Raw genomic sequence first — 17,506 nt, 5'->3', positions numbered from 1 at the left:
ATAATTCCTTAAAGGTATGTTGGGAGGTGCTGGAAATTAATATCAGCGACTTGCTTATATTGTTTAATTTTCAGATAAGTTGATCATGATGAAACAAAAATGCATTCCGGCGATGGTTTTCGCTGCTATGGCTTTAGTGCTTGTTGGCTGTGACAAGGATAGCCAATTAGCGTCTCACCCTAAGAAGCACGCATCTAAAATTGCGCAGGTAGAAACGCAGCCTGTGACAGCACGTACACTCACCGAACAAATCACGGGTTATGGTGTGGTGAAAAGTCATAATTCCGTTGTGTTAAAGAGTCTGCAAACCAGCCAAATTACAGCTATTCATTTTAAAGCTGGGCAAACGGTTAAAAAGGGGCAGGTGCTAGTGCAATTTGATCCTAGTGCCGCAAAAGCCAAAGTTGCTCGTGATCAAGCCTTACTCAATGCCTCTAAACAAACATGGTTACGCCAAAAAGAGTTGGTGAATAAAGGTGTTGTCGCTCGTAGTACGTATGATGATAGCGAGAGTGATTACAAACAGGCATTAGCGCAATTAGAGCAAGATAAATCGCAGCTTGCTGAGCTTGCTATTAAAGCGCCTTTCGATGGGGTGATTAGCCAAACGGATTATCATGTTGGTGATGTTATTACAGTCGGAAACACCCTTGCCACCTTATACACACCAGATCAGTTAACCATTGAATATCAACTGCCAGCAGTACAAAAATCAGATTATAAGCTGGGGCAGCAAGTGACGGTTTATTCAGAGTTAACACCGACAGAGCACGCTCAAGGTACGGTGAGCTATGTTTCACCTAATATTGCATTGGGGTTGGTGAGTTTAAAAGCGCAGTTATCTGATGTTAAACAGTTCTCACCAGGACAAAACGTTAAAGTGGTTCAACAAACACGAGACTTATTACAACAAGTTACGATTCCTACTGCTGCGTTAATGACTAATATCCAAGGTGCACAGGTGTTTATTGTCGTGAATAACAAAGCACGCCTACGTGATGTGAAAGTTGGGCAATACTATGATGGTTATGTGCAGATCGTGTCGGGATTGGCGGTTGGCGATCAACTAGTGGTTAATGGTCAAAACTACCTACGTACCGATCAAAAAGTTGAAGTGTTCTCTGCTCATAAACAAGATCAACCAACGCAATCATTACAGTCAAATACGGCAGGTAAATAATGAAGTTAACTGAGCTGTGTTTGCGTCGTCCGGTGCTATGTACTGTGCTGTGGTTGATCCCTGTCTTTATTGGTTTGATTTTTTGTCAAAAATTACCTTGGCGTTATACCCCACAAATCAGCCAATCTAAAATTCAAGTCACTGTTCATGATAGCGCGCTAGCGGCACAAAACATGATGACGGAAGTGCTAATTCCTATTCAAAATGCCATTGCAGGAACAGAAGGGATCAGCCATATGTCTGCGACAGCGCGACAAGGGCGAGGCAATATCATTATTGATGTGGCATCGAGTATTAATGACAGTGAAATCGATACGCTAGTCAGTGAAATTCATAACGACATTGGTAACATTGAAAATAAATTGCCTGATGATATTTTGCCGAAAGTGACCAAATCTGACGATCAGGGTATGCCTGCAATGTTGATTGGCTTAACCCCCGGCCCTCATCAAGCGGAATATGAATTTCATCAATATGGTACTGATACCTTATTACCACAATTAGAGCAGTTACCTGCCGCAGGCTCCGTAAGTGTGGCACCGAGTGCGGGGCAATCAGTACTGATCACCTTAAATCCTGACAAAGTCTATTTTTATGGCTTAACGCTAACTAGCGTGATTAATAAAATTACCGATGTTGATAGCATTACAACTATCAGTGGTAAAACTTCAGGAACAGAAAGCCAGTATCAGCTGATTGCGACAGGGGCGATCGCAAGCCTCGATGATATTAAAAACACCATTATTGCTACTTATCAGCAGCAACCTATCCGATTAGAGCAAGTGGCTGATATAAAAATCGGCACGCCAAGTAGCCAACGTGAAGTAAAGCCGCTGGTGGATTTCTCGAAGAAAAATGCCATGTTGTTCGTGTTAAACCCACAATACACCGCCACGGCAAATCCACTTGTATTATCTGAGCAAGTACATGATTTATTAGAGTCAATGACACTACCGAGCGGCATGCAAGCGAAGGTATTACTGGATAAATCGACCTTTATTATTACCGCATTAGAAGATGTGTATGTTGCGATAGGTCTAGCGGTCATACTGGTTGCTGGTGTTATCTGGCTGTTCCTTGGTAATTTGCGAATTGCGTTAATTCCAATTGTTACCATTCCTGTTTGTTTATCGTGCTCATTTATCATTCTTAAGTTGGCAGGTTTTAGCATTAATTCCCTGACCTTGCTCGCAATGTTATTAGCCGTGGGGCTGGTGGTCGATGATGCTATCGTTGTGGTAGAAAACGTTCACCGTCAGTTAAGTCATCATGATTCGGTATTTAAAGCTACCGCAGTGGCTTGTCGTCAAATTGGTTTTGCCATTATTGCCACCACCTTAACTCTGGCTGCGGTATATATTCCGGTGGGTTTAGTTGACGGTATTACAGGGCAATTATTCCAGCAGTTTGCTTTTACCTTAGCGGGTACTGTGATTATTTCTGGTGTTGTTGCACTGACATTATCGCCCATGATGTGCAGCACAATGATGAATCATAAACCTGCTGGACGTTTTGAAAATTGGGTGAATAAACAGTTAGATCGTCTTTCTCATGCTTATCATAATGTGCTTTCTGCCACCATTGATTGGCGTAAAACAACATTGTTGGTTATGGTCGTTATTTTTGCGAGTAGTTATTGGCCTTTCACTCAGACACCGTCACAAATGCTACCCGCTGAGGATTCAGGGCAAATCTTTTTATTTCAGCCATTGGTGGGAAGTAGTGATGAAGCCAGTCAGCAAAAGATGATCGATAACATGAATACGCAGTTAAAGCATATTCCTGATATTGCTCATGTCGCTATCCTTACTAGTAGCGATTTTATCCGTGGTTTTGTGACGTTAAAACCGTGGCAAGAACGTAATTTATCAGCACAGAAAATCAGTGAAATGATCAACGCTAGGCTTAAAGAGGGTGGTAATCGTGTTTATACCGATGTGATCCCAGCTATTGAAACCGGCGGTGGTCGTCGAGGTAACAGTGGTGGTATCGACATTAATGTTAGCAGTAGTGTTGATGAGCAAGTGCTGGCAAAAGAGCTCACTGAAGTTACCTATAAAATTCAGCAATCACCGCTATTTTCTAATGCGCGAAGTAACCTTAAATTCGATCAGAACCAATTTAAGATCACCATTAATCGGGTACTAGCTTCGCAATATGATGTGCCACTACGTAACATTCAGCAAATCTTGAAACTAGCGATGAGTGGTAAAAGTTTCAGTAATGATATGAGTTATCAAGGGGCAAATTATCCGTTGCATGTACAGCTAGAATCAGCATTTACGTTAACCCCAGACTCATTAAAACAATTGATGATTGCCAATAAACAAGGGCAGTTAGTGCCGATGTCGGCGCTGATAAATATTGAAAATGAAGTTGGGCCACGTTCACTTGAGCAATACGACAGAGCTACGTCTGCATCGTTATCTATTCGCTTAGAAGGTGGTGTAAGTATGGGAGAAGGGATTGCAGCGTTAAACCAAATGCTGCCTGATATTTTACCAGCGAATGCAAGTTATGCTTATGTCGATGAGGCGAAACAGTATTTGGATGCAAACCAACAAATGCTGTTTGTCTTTGTGGCTGCACTTGTTTTTATTTACATGGTACTGAGTGCGCAATTTGAAAGTGTGGTTGATGCATTAGTGGTGATGTTGTCATTGCCGATTACCTTATCTGTAGCGGTTTGGGCATTGTATTTTAGTGATTTCACTTTAAACGTGTATTCGCAAATAGGCTTGGTCACACTCATTGGTTTGATTTGTAAGCACGGTATATTAATTACTGAGTTTGCTAATGAACTGCAAGGAGAAGGGTTAGCACCGCGAGAAGCGATACTCAAAGCGACGAAAACCCGTTTGCGTCCAATACTAATGACTTCACTGACCATGATATTAGGCTCTTTGCCATTATTGTGGGAAGCAGGACCTGGGGCGAATGCAATGGGCTCATTGGGGATCATTATTATCGCAGGTATGGCATTAGGAATAGTCGATCCATTGTTTGTCGTACCAAGTGTGTATTTGATGGTGCAAAAGCTAAAGCGTAAAAAGAACATTAACGCTCACGAATCTTAACGTATCAGTAGTGTGTTAGAGATAAAGAAAAACGCAGCCAAGTTGGCTGCGTTTTGTTTTTATTATCTTGTTACCGATAATATTTCAGCGTTTAAAGAGAGTGGGTTAAATCACTCTTTTTTTGCATTCTCTTTTAAGAAATCAAGTACAAGCTTACGGTCTTTATCGTTTAGACCTGCGCGTGGGAACATACTTGTTGTAATACCTTTCCACTGCTTGTAAGTGAAATCACTTGGGTGTGGTGCTGCGTGACATAGAGTACAGCTACCGTAGAACAGTTTCTCACCAGGAGATTGCTGTGGACCTTGCTCTGCTGCAACCGCTTTTAAGCGCTTACCTAACTGTAGTGACCAAATATCCACTTGGAATTTAGACTTAACAATTTGTGGTGGCTCGTAAGCTTTGTTTGGTGTTAATACATCAGTACATTTCTTGAAGTAAGCCAAACAGGTATTCGCACTGGTTGCCTGTGCTAAACCACTACTTGTTTTACTGCTGGTTAGCATGTTGATAGAACCAGAGTTACAACGGCCTTTCTCATCAAGCTGTAGCCATGCACCTTCGTGAATGTAAATAACACCCGGCATTGCTTCATCAGTAATGCGTGCACCTGCAAGTAGCGCACCACGGTCGTTGTACACTTCAACCACATCGCCATCTTTCACGCCACGTGCTGCCGCATCATCTTTGTTGATAAGCACAATCTGACGACCATCAACAGACTCGTAGCTATTCACATCAGCGTTAGCCATTTGTGAGTGCAGACGCATCCATGGGTGTGGGCTTAGTACGTGAACCTGATCTTTCTTCGCATTACCTAACCATTCAAATGGAGGCATCCATTGTGGCATTGGTGGACACTCAAACGCTTTAAACTTCGCAAGTGTTTCACTGTAAAGCTCGATCTTACCACTTGGTGTATGAAGTGGGTTTTTCTCAGGATCGGCGTAGAAATCACCATGACGAACAAAGCTGTTAGCATCAGCAGGTGTTGATAGGTGAGTAATACCGTTTTGCCAGAATGTTTTGAAATCATCTGTTGCATCAGAAGCTTCGTAAGAGGCTTTGATGTGTTGGTACATGGTTTTACCGTCAGTAAACTCTTGATGTACGTTAAACATGAATGCAAGACGAGAGAAGATTTCGTAGTCGTCTAGGCTTTCACCTACAGGCTCAACCACTTTACGCATCGCATAAATTTTGTTGTTGCTGTAAGTACCACCAGAAGTGATATCGTCACGCTCTAGTGTTGTAGTTGTTGGTAGCACGATATCTGAGTACTTCGCTGTTGCACACCACCAAGGGTCTTGACAAATAATTGTGTCAATATTCTCGTTAAGCGCTTGGATTAACTCATTAGTATCTTGCTGGTGAGAAAGAAGGTTGTTACCTGCGTTATAGATTAATTTCGCTTTTGGTAACTTAAGGTTCGCGCCATCACGGGTGTATTCTTTACCCGGATTTTTCAACATGTCTGAAATCATTACAACCGGACATGTTTTAGTTATTGGGTTACGACCTTGAGATAGACCGATAGGCATACGCTTACCAGACGTTGGCATACCACCGTTACCATAGTGCCAGCTAAAGCCTGCACCTTCACCCGGCTTACCAATCTTACCTGCAATAGCGGCAAAGTTGATGATAGACCAGTGGATCATTTCGCCGTGGTCAGCACGTTGTAGTGCCCAACCTGCTGCGATTTGAGTACGTTTAGTTACACAAAGCTCTGCAATCTCAACGATTTTAGCTGCAGGAAGACCAGTGATCTTTTCTGCCCACTCAGGTGTTTTCTCAATACCGTCTTCTTTACCCATTAGGTAATCAAGGTACTTATCAAAACCTACAGTGTACTTATCTAAGTAAGCCTGATCGTTCTTACCTGTTTTACATAGGTGGTAAGACATTGCAGTAAATAGTGCAGTATCCGTGTTAGGACGGATATTGATCATCTCACTGCCAAGGGCTTTGTCAGTTTGCGTCTTCTGAGGATTAATAGAGATAAACTTAATGCCTTTCTCTTTAAACGCTTCCCAGTGTTTCTGCATTGAGTGATCTGCAACACGGAATTCAATACGGTTTGTTTTCCAAGGATCACAACCAATGAATAGAACTGCTTCTGTGTTCTCTTCAACAATCTTCCACGCTGTTTGTGGTGAGTACACTTCCATATCACCAATAACGTGAGGAAGAATAACTTCAGATGCACCTGCAGAGTAGTCACCCGCACAGATACTTTGACCACCGATCAGGTTGAAGAAACGGCCCTGTAGGGTTTGTGGACGGTTAAGACCACTGTGAGACCAACCACCGTAAGAAGAACTGAATACTGCTTCATTACCGTGATTTTCGATTGTACGTGCAATACAGAAAGCAGTTAGTGCAATTGCCGTGTCCCAATCAACACGAACAAACGGTTCTTTACCACGTAGGTGAGGGTTGTGATTACCGAGTGGATCTTCCAGTAATGACTTACGCACCATAGGGTACTTAATACGTGTGTCAGAGTAAGTACGGCTTAACACACCTTTAGTCAACATTTCTGTTGGGAATGGGTCAACATCATTTAGTGGTTGAACACCAATTAATTTACCGTTTTTAACAACAGCTTTGAACGGACCATAGTGGGAGGCAGATGGAATAACTTGCGTGTCGTCTGCAAATACTTTACCTGCTGGGAAAAGGGTAAGTCCGTTAGCAGCAATCGCTGTTGCTACCGAACCTTTTAAAAAGTTTCGACGTGATAGGGTCATAATTTAATTCCGAGACAGTCCGAGGAATAAATAAACGAGAGCACAATTAGTGCTTAATATTTATTCGGTTTTGATGCCTATTTTTTTATTAATTCTTGATAGGCTACACGGAAATAAGAAATATATTATAGGGTGAATTGGAAAATTAGTTTTCATTATTAATCGCTATATATCAATATGTTTAATGGTCGATATAAATCGTAGAATATTTAGCGTATTAAGCAAACTTTAATTGAAAATCATTATCAATAACATGTTGATTTATATCAAATAAGAAAGTTTATATCTAACGTAATAACGGTAACATTATGATATTTAAGGTTAAAATGTGTTGTTGTTTCTATGTTTTTTCATTATGTAACAGATGGTAAAAGTCTATTGACACTAAATAAGTATTTAGAGGTCTAAGCTTTTTTCTATGATAATTATGCGTTAATTGCAGGTAAATAATTATATTAATGATAAATTTATTTTTATTAATAGATTGCGTTGCCGTATTCATATCCGACTGCTATTTTTATCTATAACATTTTCTTTTAACGTTAGTTTGACGTTTAATTCATTTTGGACCACCAATGAAGAAGCTCTGGCACTTTCTTATTAAGCCAAGTAGTCGCTACTCTGTATTAGCGATTGCTGTTGTGTGTATATTAATCACACTTGCAGGCGTATTTACATTCCACCAATCAATTGAGTTCACATCAACAAACGAGTTTTGTACGTCGTGTCACTCAATGAAGGAAAACTACAACGAATATAAAACAAGCATCCACTTTAAGAACGCTTATGGTGTACGCGCTCAGTGTCGTGATTGTCATATCCCAGAAAACAACCCAATCGCATTCATGAAAGCGAAAATGGGTGGTATCGGCGATATCTATAGCGAATTCATTGGTAAAGATATTGATACGCCTAAGAAGTTCGAAGAGAACCGTCTACGTATGGCGCAAAATGTTTGGAAAATGATGAAAGATACAAATTCAGCGCCTTGTAAGAGCTGTCACTCTTACTCAGCAATGGATCACGCTAAGCAATCACCAGCAGCAGCGGCTGCAATGACAGGTGCTGCAGCGAAAGACATGAACTGTATCGAGTGTCACAAAGGTATTGCTCATCAGCTACCTCACATTAATAACGACTTCCAAGCAACATTTAAGCAGCTAAGCATTAATGCAGCGAAAGCACCTGAAGCAACAACGCTTTACTCATTAACATCTAAGCAACTATTTGTGAAAGATGCAGCTTCTGACGATGCACAAGGTCAACTATACCCAGCATCTGAAGTGAAAGTGGTTGGTCAAAGTGGCGACATGCTAAAAGTTGAAATCACTGGTTGGGAAATCAAAGGTTCAACAGCTGGCATGCTAGTTCAAGACATGGCGAAGCAAATCCAAACTGCGTCTATCGATCCTGAACTACAAAAAACACAGAAAGTGTTAAACACACAAACAGCGACTGATGGCAAAGTATGGCAGCAAGTACAAGTTGCAGCGTGGATGACACAACGCGACATGCTTGCAAGCATCAAACCTATCTGGGGTTACGGTAAAGAAATCCTAGATTCAAGCTGTAATCAGTGTCACGCAACGCCAGATCCAAAACACCTAACTGCAAACGCATGGGTTGATGGTCTAAAAGCAATGCAACAGTACTACACACTTGATAAGAACGAAGAGCGTGTACTACTTAAATATCTACAAGCTCACGCTAAAGATGCACCAGCAGAAGCTGTAGCTGAGCAAGCAACTGAGTAAATCACTCGTTGAAAAATAGATAGCTTGCGTTAAACGCAATGCCAAGAACCGAAAGGGGATCTGAGAAATCAGGTCCCTTTTTTGTATAAAGTCACTAAGGTTAAAAAAATTAGGGACTATGTTAGTATTGTATGTACATACAGTGTAAAATCGCACCACTATTTTTTGTATCAAAGGTTTCCATGGCTAGTATATTCTCTTTCTTTACTGGATCAGGTTTTCTCGATCTTGGATTTGAAAAAGCAGGATTTAAAACTGCAGCAGTAAATGAATATCATGCACCTTTCTTAAATGCTTATAAACATTCAAGAAAAGTAATGTCTCTTCCCGAGCCTATGTTTGGACATTATCATTGCAGCATTGAAGAGTTTATTAACGATGGTAAATATGTTGACTCTTTAAAAGAACATTTAGCACAGCTTCGAACTGATGGTGAAATGGTCGGTTTCATAGGAGGTCCACCTTGCCCTGACTTTTCTGTTGGAGGGAAGAATAAAGGACAAGAAGGAGAGAACGGACGATTATCTAAAACGTATATTGATACGATTATCCAGCATAGACCTGACTTCTTTTTATTTGAAAATGTAAAAGGTCTGTGGCGAACAAAGCGACATCGTGAATTTTATGAACAATTGAAATCAGAATTACGTGACGCAGGATATATTCTTACAGATCATCTTATAAATTGTATTCAGTATGGAGCTCCGCAAGATCGAGATCGTATACTTATGTTTGGGATAAAAAAAGAGTATATGAGTTCTATCCTTGATGATACTTCTTGTAAAAATATGCTTCTTCCTGAGGCTTTATTCTCATGGGAGTCTCAAATGCAATATGATCGTACAGAAGCTTTAAAACAACCATCGTGCACAACAACGGAGCCATTTAACGAAGGTTCGTTAACATCTAAGCCATCAAATATTCTTGAAGCATTAACGATAGAGTATTGGTTTAAAAAAAATGATGTACTTAATCACCCTAATGCAGATGCTTTTTTTACTCCGAAGTCTGAGAAATTTAAGACTGTTGATGAAGGTGATACTGGAAAAAAATCATTTAAACGTTTACATCGTTGGCGATATTCTCCAACTGCCGCTTATGGTAATAACGAAGTGCATTTACATCCGTATAAGGCTCGTCGTCTTAGCGCAGCAGAGGCATTAGCTATCCAGTCATTACCAGCTGAATTTGAGTTGCCAGCCACAATGACGTTAAGTGATAAATTTAAGACAATTGGTAATGGTGTTCCGTATTTAGCTGCTTTAGGTGTAGCGAAAACAATTTATGAATTTATAGACAAGATCAAATAACAGTTTTGTATATCGGATACAATGTAGCTTCTTGTTTTACATTGAGTTTGCATTGTGTCTGAAATCTTAACTTATATAAATAATAAACCTTCTATTAAAGTTGCTGAAAGCTTTGTTCATTTAATTAATTCTGTTCCTCTAGATAACTGGGATTACAAAGAATCATTAGAGTGTTTACAAAATAATATACTTAATGAGGATCGTTCTATAACCAGTGGGGCTTTCTCTAATGTTAGAGGTACCTGGTTTGAGTGGATGGTATCAGTTGATGCTTATAATCACTGGGTTGAGCATAACCATAATTTATTATTATTAAATTTACCTAATATAAGTAGGTTTGACTCTTCATCTCTATATGTGGCTGAAGTTTATGATTTTGTCCAAGATTTACGTAGTAAACTTGAAAGTGGTTTAGATATTCAAATGATTACATCTAATCCTGATTACGTAATTATTGATACGACTCGTTTAGAACAGTATTTTGAACGAAAAAAAATTACTGAGTTAACAAAAGAATCACTTGAACACCTTGATAAGATCTATCAAAACATTGTTGGTAAATGTGAGCTTGATGATATTGTTGGTTACTTTTCTCTTAAAACATCATTACGCCCAGATCGCCGCCTTCAGATAGCTCATGAAGGAAGTTTAACCAAAGCTATTTATGTACATTTACAAACAAGAAGTTGGCTAATGGAGCCAAGGGGTATTAAATATTTTGGTGGTTCTTTAGCAATAAATGATGCTGATATTCGTGCTCTTAAAACAGTTGCAACTCACTCTATAACCACTGTTATGTCTAAACCTGAACGTGCTGTTGATGAAGTTTTTTCTATAAGTGATAGAGAAAAGCTCAGCGAAGCTATACGTAGTATGCGTTCCTGTATAGGTGTTTAAATATAAAAGGACTGAATGTCACCATCCAGTCCTTTTGTTTATCTCGCTAACTTGCTTTACGCAGTTACTTCTTGCTTCTTCACTTGAGGCGCAAGCTGATCTGCCAGTTTGTGCATTTCAGGTAGCATACGGTGGATCAAGTGAAGTTGCTGCAACACCATACGTACTGAGGTGCAGTCTTCATCACGCCACTGTCCTAAACGCTGATCTAAATCGACATCTAGCGCAGGTGCTTGTTGACATGCGTTACCTGCCAGTTGCGCCGCTAAACATTCTAAGTGAGTGTGAATAATGCGGTGTGCTTCTGACACTAGCTGGTGCGTCTTATCATCATCAAGTTGTGTTCGGTGAGCACCTAGTGCCGAAATATAACTCAGCATGGCATGGTTTAAGGTTAAGAAACGGAAGCTCTCATTCGCGTCAATTTGGTACCGTTCAGGCTCTGCTAACATATTACTGATCGCAGTATTTAAATGTGCATCGGTATTATGGGCATCACGACGTGAAATACGGTAACTCAAGCTATCGCGTTTGCCGATACGGTACTGACCAATGATTTGCGCCAAGTAATCTTTATTGGCATTAATCGCCCCAGACATTGCTTTGTGTAAACGCTTAGATTCCCAGTCAGGCAGAATAAAGGTTACTGCTAACACTGCCAGTAAACAGCCAATCAAGGTATCGCCTAAACGAGGCAGAATAACCGCATAACCTTCACCTAATTGGTTAAAACAGAACAATACCAGCAAAGTAATAAACGCCGTTGCCCAACCGTATTTGACCATTCTAAACGAGAAGAACAGCACGCCAGCCACCACCATTAGCACTAACTGACCTTCTTGCCCCGGAAATAGATAGAGCAGGGGAATACCCGCTAAAATACCAGCAATAGTACCTATCACACGCTGGCGAAGTTTTTGGCGAGTAGCACTGTAGTTGGGCTGACACACAAATAGTGTGGTGAGCAAAATCCAGTAACCACGTTGTAAATCTAATACTTGAATACAGCCATAACCGATAGTTAATGCAATCGCCATACGAATAGCGTGACGAAACAGCATCGAATCAGTATTAAATTGCGCACTGATACGTTTTGCTAACTCTTTAACACCATGGGCTTCGTTATCAGATAATTGGATATCATTTTCTTCTTCTGTATGCGTGGCATCAGGGTTATTGATATTCATTAGCTGACGTTCAACGGTCGCTAAATTGTTGAATAGAAAATCGAGCTGGATCAGCAACATCTTCCACTCAGGCTTATTTTGATCGTGCAAATATTGCAGTGAGTCTTGTAGCTCGTTTAATGCTTTTAGGCTCTTCTCATCGTGGGTATATGATTTTCCCATAGCTAATGCTGTTGAAATATCACGGCATGCAACCGCTTGGGAACGTAATAAACGTTGGAAACGAAACAGCACATCACTGCGGTTAAAATTGGCTGCCAGATCTTGATAGCGATAATGCGAAGAACTAGCACGTTCGTGTATATCTTGCGCCATAAAGTAGATGGTCAAGAAGCGATCGCCTGTGGTATTAGGCTGTCCACGGCGAGCACGATGCAATAGGGTCGCTTTCGCAGTGTTTAAGGCATTTACCACCCGCGCGTTTTGGCTTGCTGCTTTTAAGCGTAATGGTTGAGGCACTAAATCAGCAACAGGTTCAAAAAGCTGACTTTTATGATCAAGGTAATCGGCAAACTCACTAAATACGTTTGCAAGGCTGCGTTGTACTGGTTGGTTAGGCCACAAAATATGCCATGTTAATGATAAACAGCCATACCAGAATGCACCGCCTAGTAAGAGCATTGGTTGATACCACAAGTTCACACTATGATCGGCACCGAGCATGGTGTAAACCGCCAGTAACAATGAAGCAAAAGCGATACTGGCATAGCGCGGCCCCATAGAGCCCAGCATGATAAAACCAAAGGTTGAAGCAAATAATCCTAACGCAAATAAAATCGGATAAGGGAACAGTACTTCAATGGAAACAGAAGCGATGAGAAAACACAGTAAAGTCAGGGTCAGGGCTTTAATACGACCCATTAAGTTATCGTCGGTTTCAGCCAATGCGGCAGCAATAACACCAAGTACTAACGGTGTGACTTCATTGTTTGAATTGTAATACCAGCATGGTAGAACGACGCCAACTAATGCAATGAGTACTCGGATAGAATAATTAATTCTGTCGTTGACCCAATAACGGCGAAAATTAAGATGTAACCTGTTAGTTTGCATATAGATATTAACAATCTTCTGATAAAGACTTACAACGAAACAACTAGAATAATCTAGTAATAAACTTGTTCCAAATAAGGTTATCTAAATAACCCAATTATTTGCGTTTTGTTGTTAAAAAACAGCGTTAACGATAACAGAATTTAACGTTTGTTACTTGATCCATTTAGGCTGAAAAGATTAGTTTTAGTAAAAATGGATAAGATTTGTTCAGTTGCTGAACTTTGTTGAAAGCATGGGATCAAAAGCCATTGTAGATTTACTTTTCTCGAAGAATTAATCAGCAAATAAAGCCTAGAGTGCTATGGCTGAGCATGAGTTATTGGTACTCTATAGGGATATAACCCCAAGCGATTTTGGGGACTCCGATCCCAAGGCGGATTGGACTTTTTCTATTTTAGCGGCACATTTTACGCGGCTATATTCAGTATTACACCCATATAAGAATATGGAAAAGTTGGTGAGACAATGCAATTAAGTGCCAGTTTGCTAGCACAGTGGTTAGTGCAGGGTGATTATTACAGTATTGCTTTAGATGACAACTCCTTGGTATTAGACAGCCAAGTGGGTTCTGAAGTGATCTCATTCGATGATTGGGATGGCTCAATTGAAATTCACCGCGGCGTATTATGGGGAGCGTTAGAGCTTACCTCTTCCGATCAACAATATTGTTGGACTATTCATGGCTTGCCATGGGGTGAATGTAAACCGTTTGCAGCTTTCCTTATCCGAACTTATCAAGATTGGGCGAGAAACCGTGTTGATAAACTTGATTCAGTACTGCCTGAAATTCTCCAGCGTATTGGCAAGTTCTCATCGCAACCGGGATATTTACGTAGTTCTGAGCATGAATCTTTGCATCAGTTCTTACATCACTCTCTGGCTGAAACAGATTTAACGCCAGAGCTTGCTGCGTCATTCCGTCCTCGTAGTTTTGAAAAAATCTCACCTTGGTTAGAAGAACATCAAGATTGGGTTGAAGAGCACAATACTAAGTGGATTCAACAACAATCTGAAAAGTGGGGTTCATGGTTTGATAGCTTTGAAAGCTCACCATTAAATGACTCACAACGTGAAGCTGCGTTAATTAACCAAGATCACAACCTTGTATTAGCAGGTGCTGGTACAGGTAAAACAAGCGTATTAGTAGCGCGTGCTGGTTACTTGATTGCGAGCCAGCAAGCAGTACCTGAAGATATTTTAATGCTGGCTTTCGGTCGAAAAGCTGCAGAAGAGATGTCTGAGCGTATGCGTGAAAAAGTCAGTGATCGCGTTAAAGTGGCAACATTCCACAGCTTAGGTTCGCAGATCATCACTGAAGTTGAAGGTGAGAAGCCTAACGTTGCTGCGGTTACCCTTGATCCTCGCGTTCGTTCTGCTTGGATCGCGCGTATGCTGATTGAGCAGTGGAACAAAACGGAATCGGCGAAGAAGTGGCAGCGTCACTTAACGCAATGGCGTGTTCCGGGCTTCAGTAAAGAAAACTCAATGGAGCAGCAGGCTGAGAACGAGCAGTTACAAGCTTGGATTTGGCGTCACATTGAGTTGCTTGGTCAATCAAGCCTTGGTAAAGAAGCGCTTATTGAAGAGATCCAAAATAACAATAACCCAGCAATGCGCCCTCGTATGAAGAGTGAGCTGGAGCTATTGTGGCCGTGTTATCAAGCATACCTTCAGCACTTAAAAGTGAAGAAGCAAATTGATTTCAACAGCATGATTGATGTAGCAACCAAGTATGTGAAAGAAGGTAAGTTTACTTCACCTTGGCGCTTTATCATGGTTGATGAATACCAAGATATTTCACCGCAGCGTTTAGCATTAATTGAAGCGATATGTGAGCAGCAACCAGAAGGTCAATCAACCCCAACGCTGTTTGCTGTGGGTGATGATTGGCAGGCAATTTACCGTTTTGCGGGAGCCGATGTTAACTTAACCACAGACTTTGAAGGTCGTTTTGGTTCATCTCATATTACTGAGTTATCAACGACATATCGCTTTAATAGCATGATTGGCGAAGTAGCAAACTTGTTTATTCAACAAAACCCAAGCCAAATCAAAAAGGATCTTACCAGCTTTACTAAGCAAAGTAAGAAAGCGGTAACCTTGCTAGATAGCGATCTAATGCTGCAAGATCTAACACGTTTAGCCAAACTTTATGAAAATAAAGAAACAACCGTGTTGATTTTAGGTCGTAATAACAAACAGCGACCAGCGAAGTTAGATGACTGGAAAGCACAGTGGCCGCAACTTAATTTGGAATACATGACGTGTCATGCAAGTAAAGGTCGTGAAGCCGATTATGTGTTCATTGTTGATGTGAACAAAGGTATTTTCCCATCACCGGATCGTGAAACAGGCCTTGCTGCTGTAATGCAACCTCGTACTGAGAACTACACTGATGCAGAAGAGCGTCGTTTGTTCTATGTTGCTTTAACGCGTGCCCGTAAACATGTTTGGGTATGTGCTAATTCACACAATACCTCATCATTTGTTAATGAACTCATTGATGATAAGTACCCTGTGAATAATAAGATCAAACGTATTAAGTAATAATAAAGCCGACCTGATGGTCGGCTTTTTATTTTCATTAATCTAATGTCTGTTTTAGCTAACTTTATGTAAGCTCACAATGTTGTTTGATGGGGCGTTAGCTTCAATATACGATTGAATATGATCTTGTTGCTCTTGATTTAAATAAAGTCCTAACTTGGTTCGACGCCACAAGAAGTCTTCCGCTGTTTTCACGTATTCATGATGGATCATGTAGTCAATTTCTTTCTGGTAAACACCATCAGCAAACTGTATTCCCATATCTTCAATGCAGTCCACATTTGCAAGCATTTTGTGGCAGTAGCTGCCAAATTGTTTTACATAGCGTAATGCTTGTTTGGTGGTTAACCATGGGTAGCGCTGTTGCAGACTATTGTCCAATTCTTCTCGTGAACAGCTGAAATTACCGCCAGGTAAGGCTTGTGTTGCAGTCCATGAAGCGCCCATTTGTGGGAAGAAAGGGGCTAGGTGTTTCATTGCTGATTCTGACAGTTTTCTGTATGTGGTCAATTTACCGCCAAAAATAGAGAGCAGTGGAGCTTGATCTAATTCTTGTTCAAGTTCCAATGTGTAATCACGCGTAATGGCTTGTGGGGAATTCGATTCATCATCGCACAATGGGCGTACACCACTGAATGTCCATACCACATCCTCTCGATCCAGTTGTTTAACAAAGTGTTGATTCACAATATCAATTAAGTAATCAACTTCAGTGTCGTTAATAGCAACAGTGCGTGGATCACCTTTGTATTCAAGATCCGTGGTGCCAATAATTGAAAAGTCATCAAGGTAAGGGATCACAAAAACAATGCGGTTATCTTTATTTTGTAGAATATATGCTTGTTCTTCATTGTGAATACGAGGAACGACAATGTGTGAGCCTTTGATCAAACGAATATTTCGTGGTGATGGAGTATCTAAACCATTATCAAAGAATTGCTTAACCCAAGGACCAGCTGCATTAACTAATGCTTTAGTACAACGCTCAAAGGTTTCGCCTGTGCGCTGATCTACCATAGTGACACGCCAAATATCACCTTCTCTTACAGCACGTTCTACTTTGCAATAGTTAGCAACTTCGCCGCCATTTTCTTGGGTCGCAATAATATTGAGCAAGACTAAACGTGCATCATCAACCCAGCAATCGGAGTATTCAAAACCGATTTTCATTTCAGGCTTAAGCAAGCCTGATTGAGCAAGGTTTACTTTTTTGCTGGCAGGCAATGTTGTTCGTTTACCAAGATTATCGTAAAGAAAGAGACCACAGCGAATCATCCAAGCTGGGCGAAGAAAAGGGCGATGTGGTAGACGGAAACGCATTGGTTGAGCGATGTGTGGGGCTTTCTTTAATAATACTTCACGCTCTGCAAGGGCTTCTGAAACTAGACGGAACTCATAGTGTTCAAGATAGCGCAGACCACCATGGATAAGCTTTGAACTTGCGGACGATGTTGCAGAGCCAAAGTCGTTGGATTCATATAGCCCTACTTTCAAACCGCGACCTGCAGCATCTGCGGCAATACCCGCACCATTAATACCACCACCAATAACGATAATATCAAATAGAGTTGTTGCGTTTTTGTTTTTAGAGATATCCATAAATCGACCTTAAATGAGCAAACGAACATAAATGAGCATGATTCAATCATAGAGTAAGTTTCGATTATGATCATGTTAAGTTTTCGTTTATTGTTCGTTTTTGCTCGTTTATGTGATTTATATAAAAGAATGCACCGATTTTAGTC

Annotated in this window: 9 protein-coding genes; 6 read left to right on the top strand and 3 right to left on the bottom strand. The window is 40.7% G+C overall.

The features are described from left to right. Positions 1-85: 85 nt before the first annotated feature. Together Q7674_RS16735 and Q7674_RS16730 are read left to right on the top strand one after the other, a co-directional pair. On the top strand, positions 86-1,180 hold the full coding sequence (locus tag Q7674_RS16735) for an efflux RND transporter periplasmic adaptor subunit (protein WP_237156650.1): 1,095 nt from the start codon (positions 86-88) through the stop codon (positions 1,178-1,180). Next, positions 1,180-4,257: an efflux RND transporter permease subunit gene (locus Q7674_RS16730; protein WP_305422886.1), complete on the top strand. Its 3,078-nt coding sequence runs from the start codon at positions 1,180-1,182 to the stop codon at positions 4,255-4,257. Before Q7674_RS16735 ends, Q7674_RS16730 begins: the two co-directional genes overlap by 1 nt. Before the next feature lie 110 nt (positions 4,258-4,367). Here Q7674_RS16730 and Q7674_RS16725 read toward each other — a convergent pair whose 3' ends face one another. Then, positions 4,368-7,010, bottom strand: a complete 2,643-nt coding sequence (locus tag Q7674_RS16725; RefSeq protein WP_008987448.1) for a molybdopterin-dependent oxidoreductase — start codon at positions 7,008-7,010, stop codon at positions 4,368-4,370. A gap of 575 nt (positions 7,011-7,585) precedes the next feature. Here Q7674_RS16725 and torC point away from each other — a divergent pair. From torC to Q7674_RS16710, 3 genes are all read left to right on the top strand, one after another. Then, positions 7,586-8,764 (top strand): pentaheme c-type cytochrome TorC, encoded by a 1,179-nt coding sequence (gene torC, locus Q7674_RS16720; RefSeq protein WP_045064688.1) that lies wholly within the window; start codon positions 7,586-7,588, stop codon positions 8,762-8,764. Between the two features lie 182 nt (positions 8,765-8,946). After that, positions 8,947-10,074 (top strand): DNA cytosine methyltransferase, encoded by a 1,128-nt coding sequence (locus Q7674_RS16715; RefSeq protein WP_305422885.1) that lies wholly within the window; start codon positions 8,947-8,949, stop codon positions 10,072-10,074. Between the two features lie 54 nt (positions 10,075-10,128). Then, a complete protein-coding gene (locus Q7674_RS16710) occupies positions 10,129-10,971 on the top strand; it encodes a Cfr10I/Bse634I family restriction endonuclease (RefSeq protein ID WP_107229664.1) in 843 nt (280 codons plus the stop codon). A gap of 56 nt (positions 10,972-11,027) precedes the next feature. On the opposite strand, the gene yccS is transcribed toward Q7674_RS16710, so the two are convergent. After that, positions 11,028-13,211, bottom strand: a complete 2,184-nt coding sequence (gene yccS / locus Q7674_RS16705) for a YccS family putative transporter (RefSeq protein WP_045064685.1) — start codon at positions 13,209-13,211, stop codon at positions 11,028-11,030. Positions 13,212-13,679: 468 nt separating this feature from the next. Here yccS and helD point away from each other — a divergent pair, with 468 nt between their 5' ends. Next, positions 13,680-15,761, top strand: a complete 2,082-nt coding sequence (gene helD / locus Q7674_RS16700; RefSeq protein ID WP_045064683.1) for a DNA helicase IV — start codon at positions 13,680-13,682, stop codon at positions 15,759-15,761. A gap of 54 nt (positions 15,762-15,815) precedes the next feature. On the opposite strand, the gene glpD is transcribed toward helD, so the two are convergent. Then, a complete protein-coding gene (glpD, locus tag Q7674_RS16695; protein WP_305422881.1) occupies positions 15,816-17,360 on the bottom strand; it encodes a glycerol-3-phosphate dehydrogenase in 1,545 nt (514 codons plus the stop codon). Positions 17,361-17,506 lie beyond the last annotated feature (146 nt).

Source organism: Photobacterium leiognathi (assembly GCF_030685535.1).
In the GTDB taxonomy this organism is placed as follows: Bacteria; Pseudomonadota; Gammaproteobacteria; order Enterobacterales; family Vibrionaceae; genus Photobacterium; species Photobacterium leiognathi.
The sequence above is the reverse complement of the archived record's forward strand: the minus strand, read 5'-3'. Positions and strand labels throughout refer to the sequence as shown.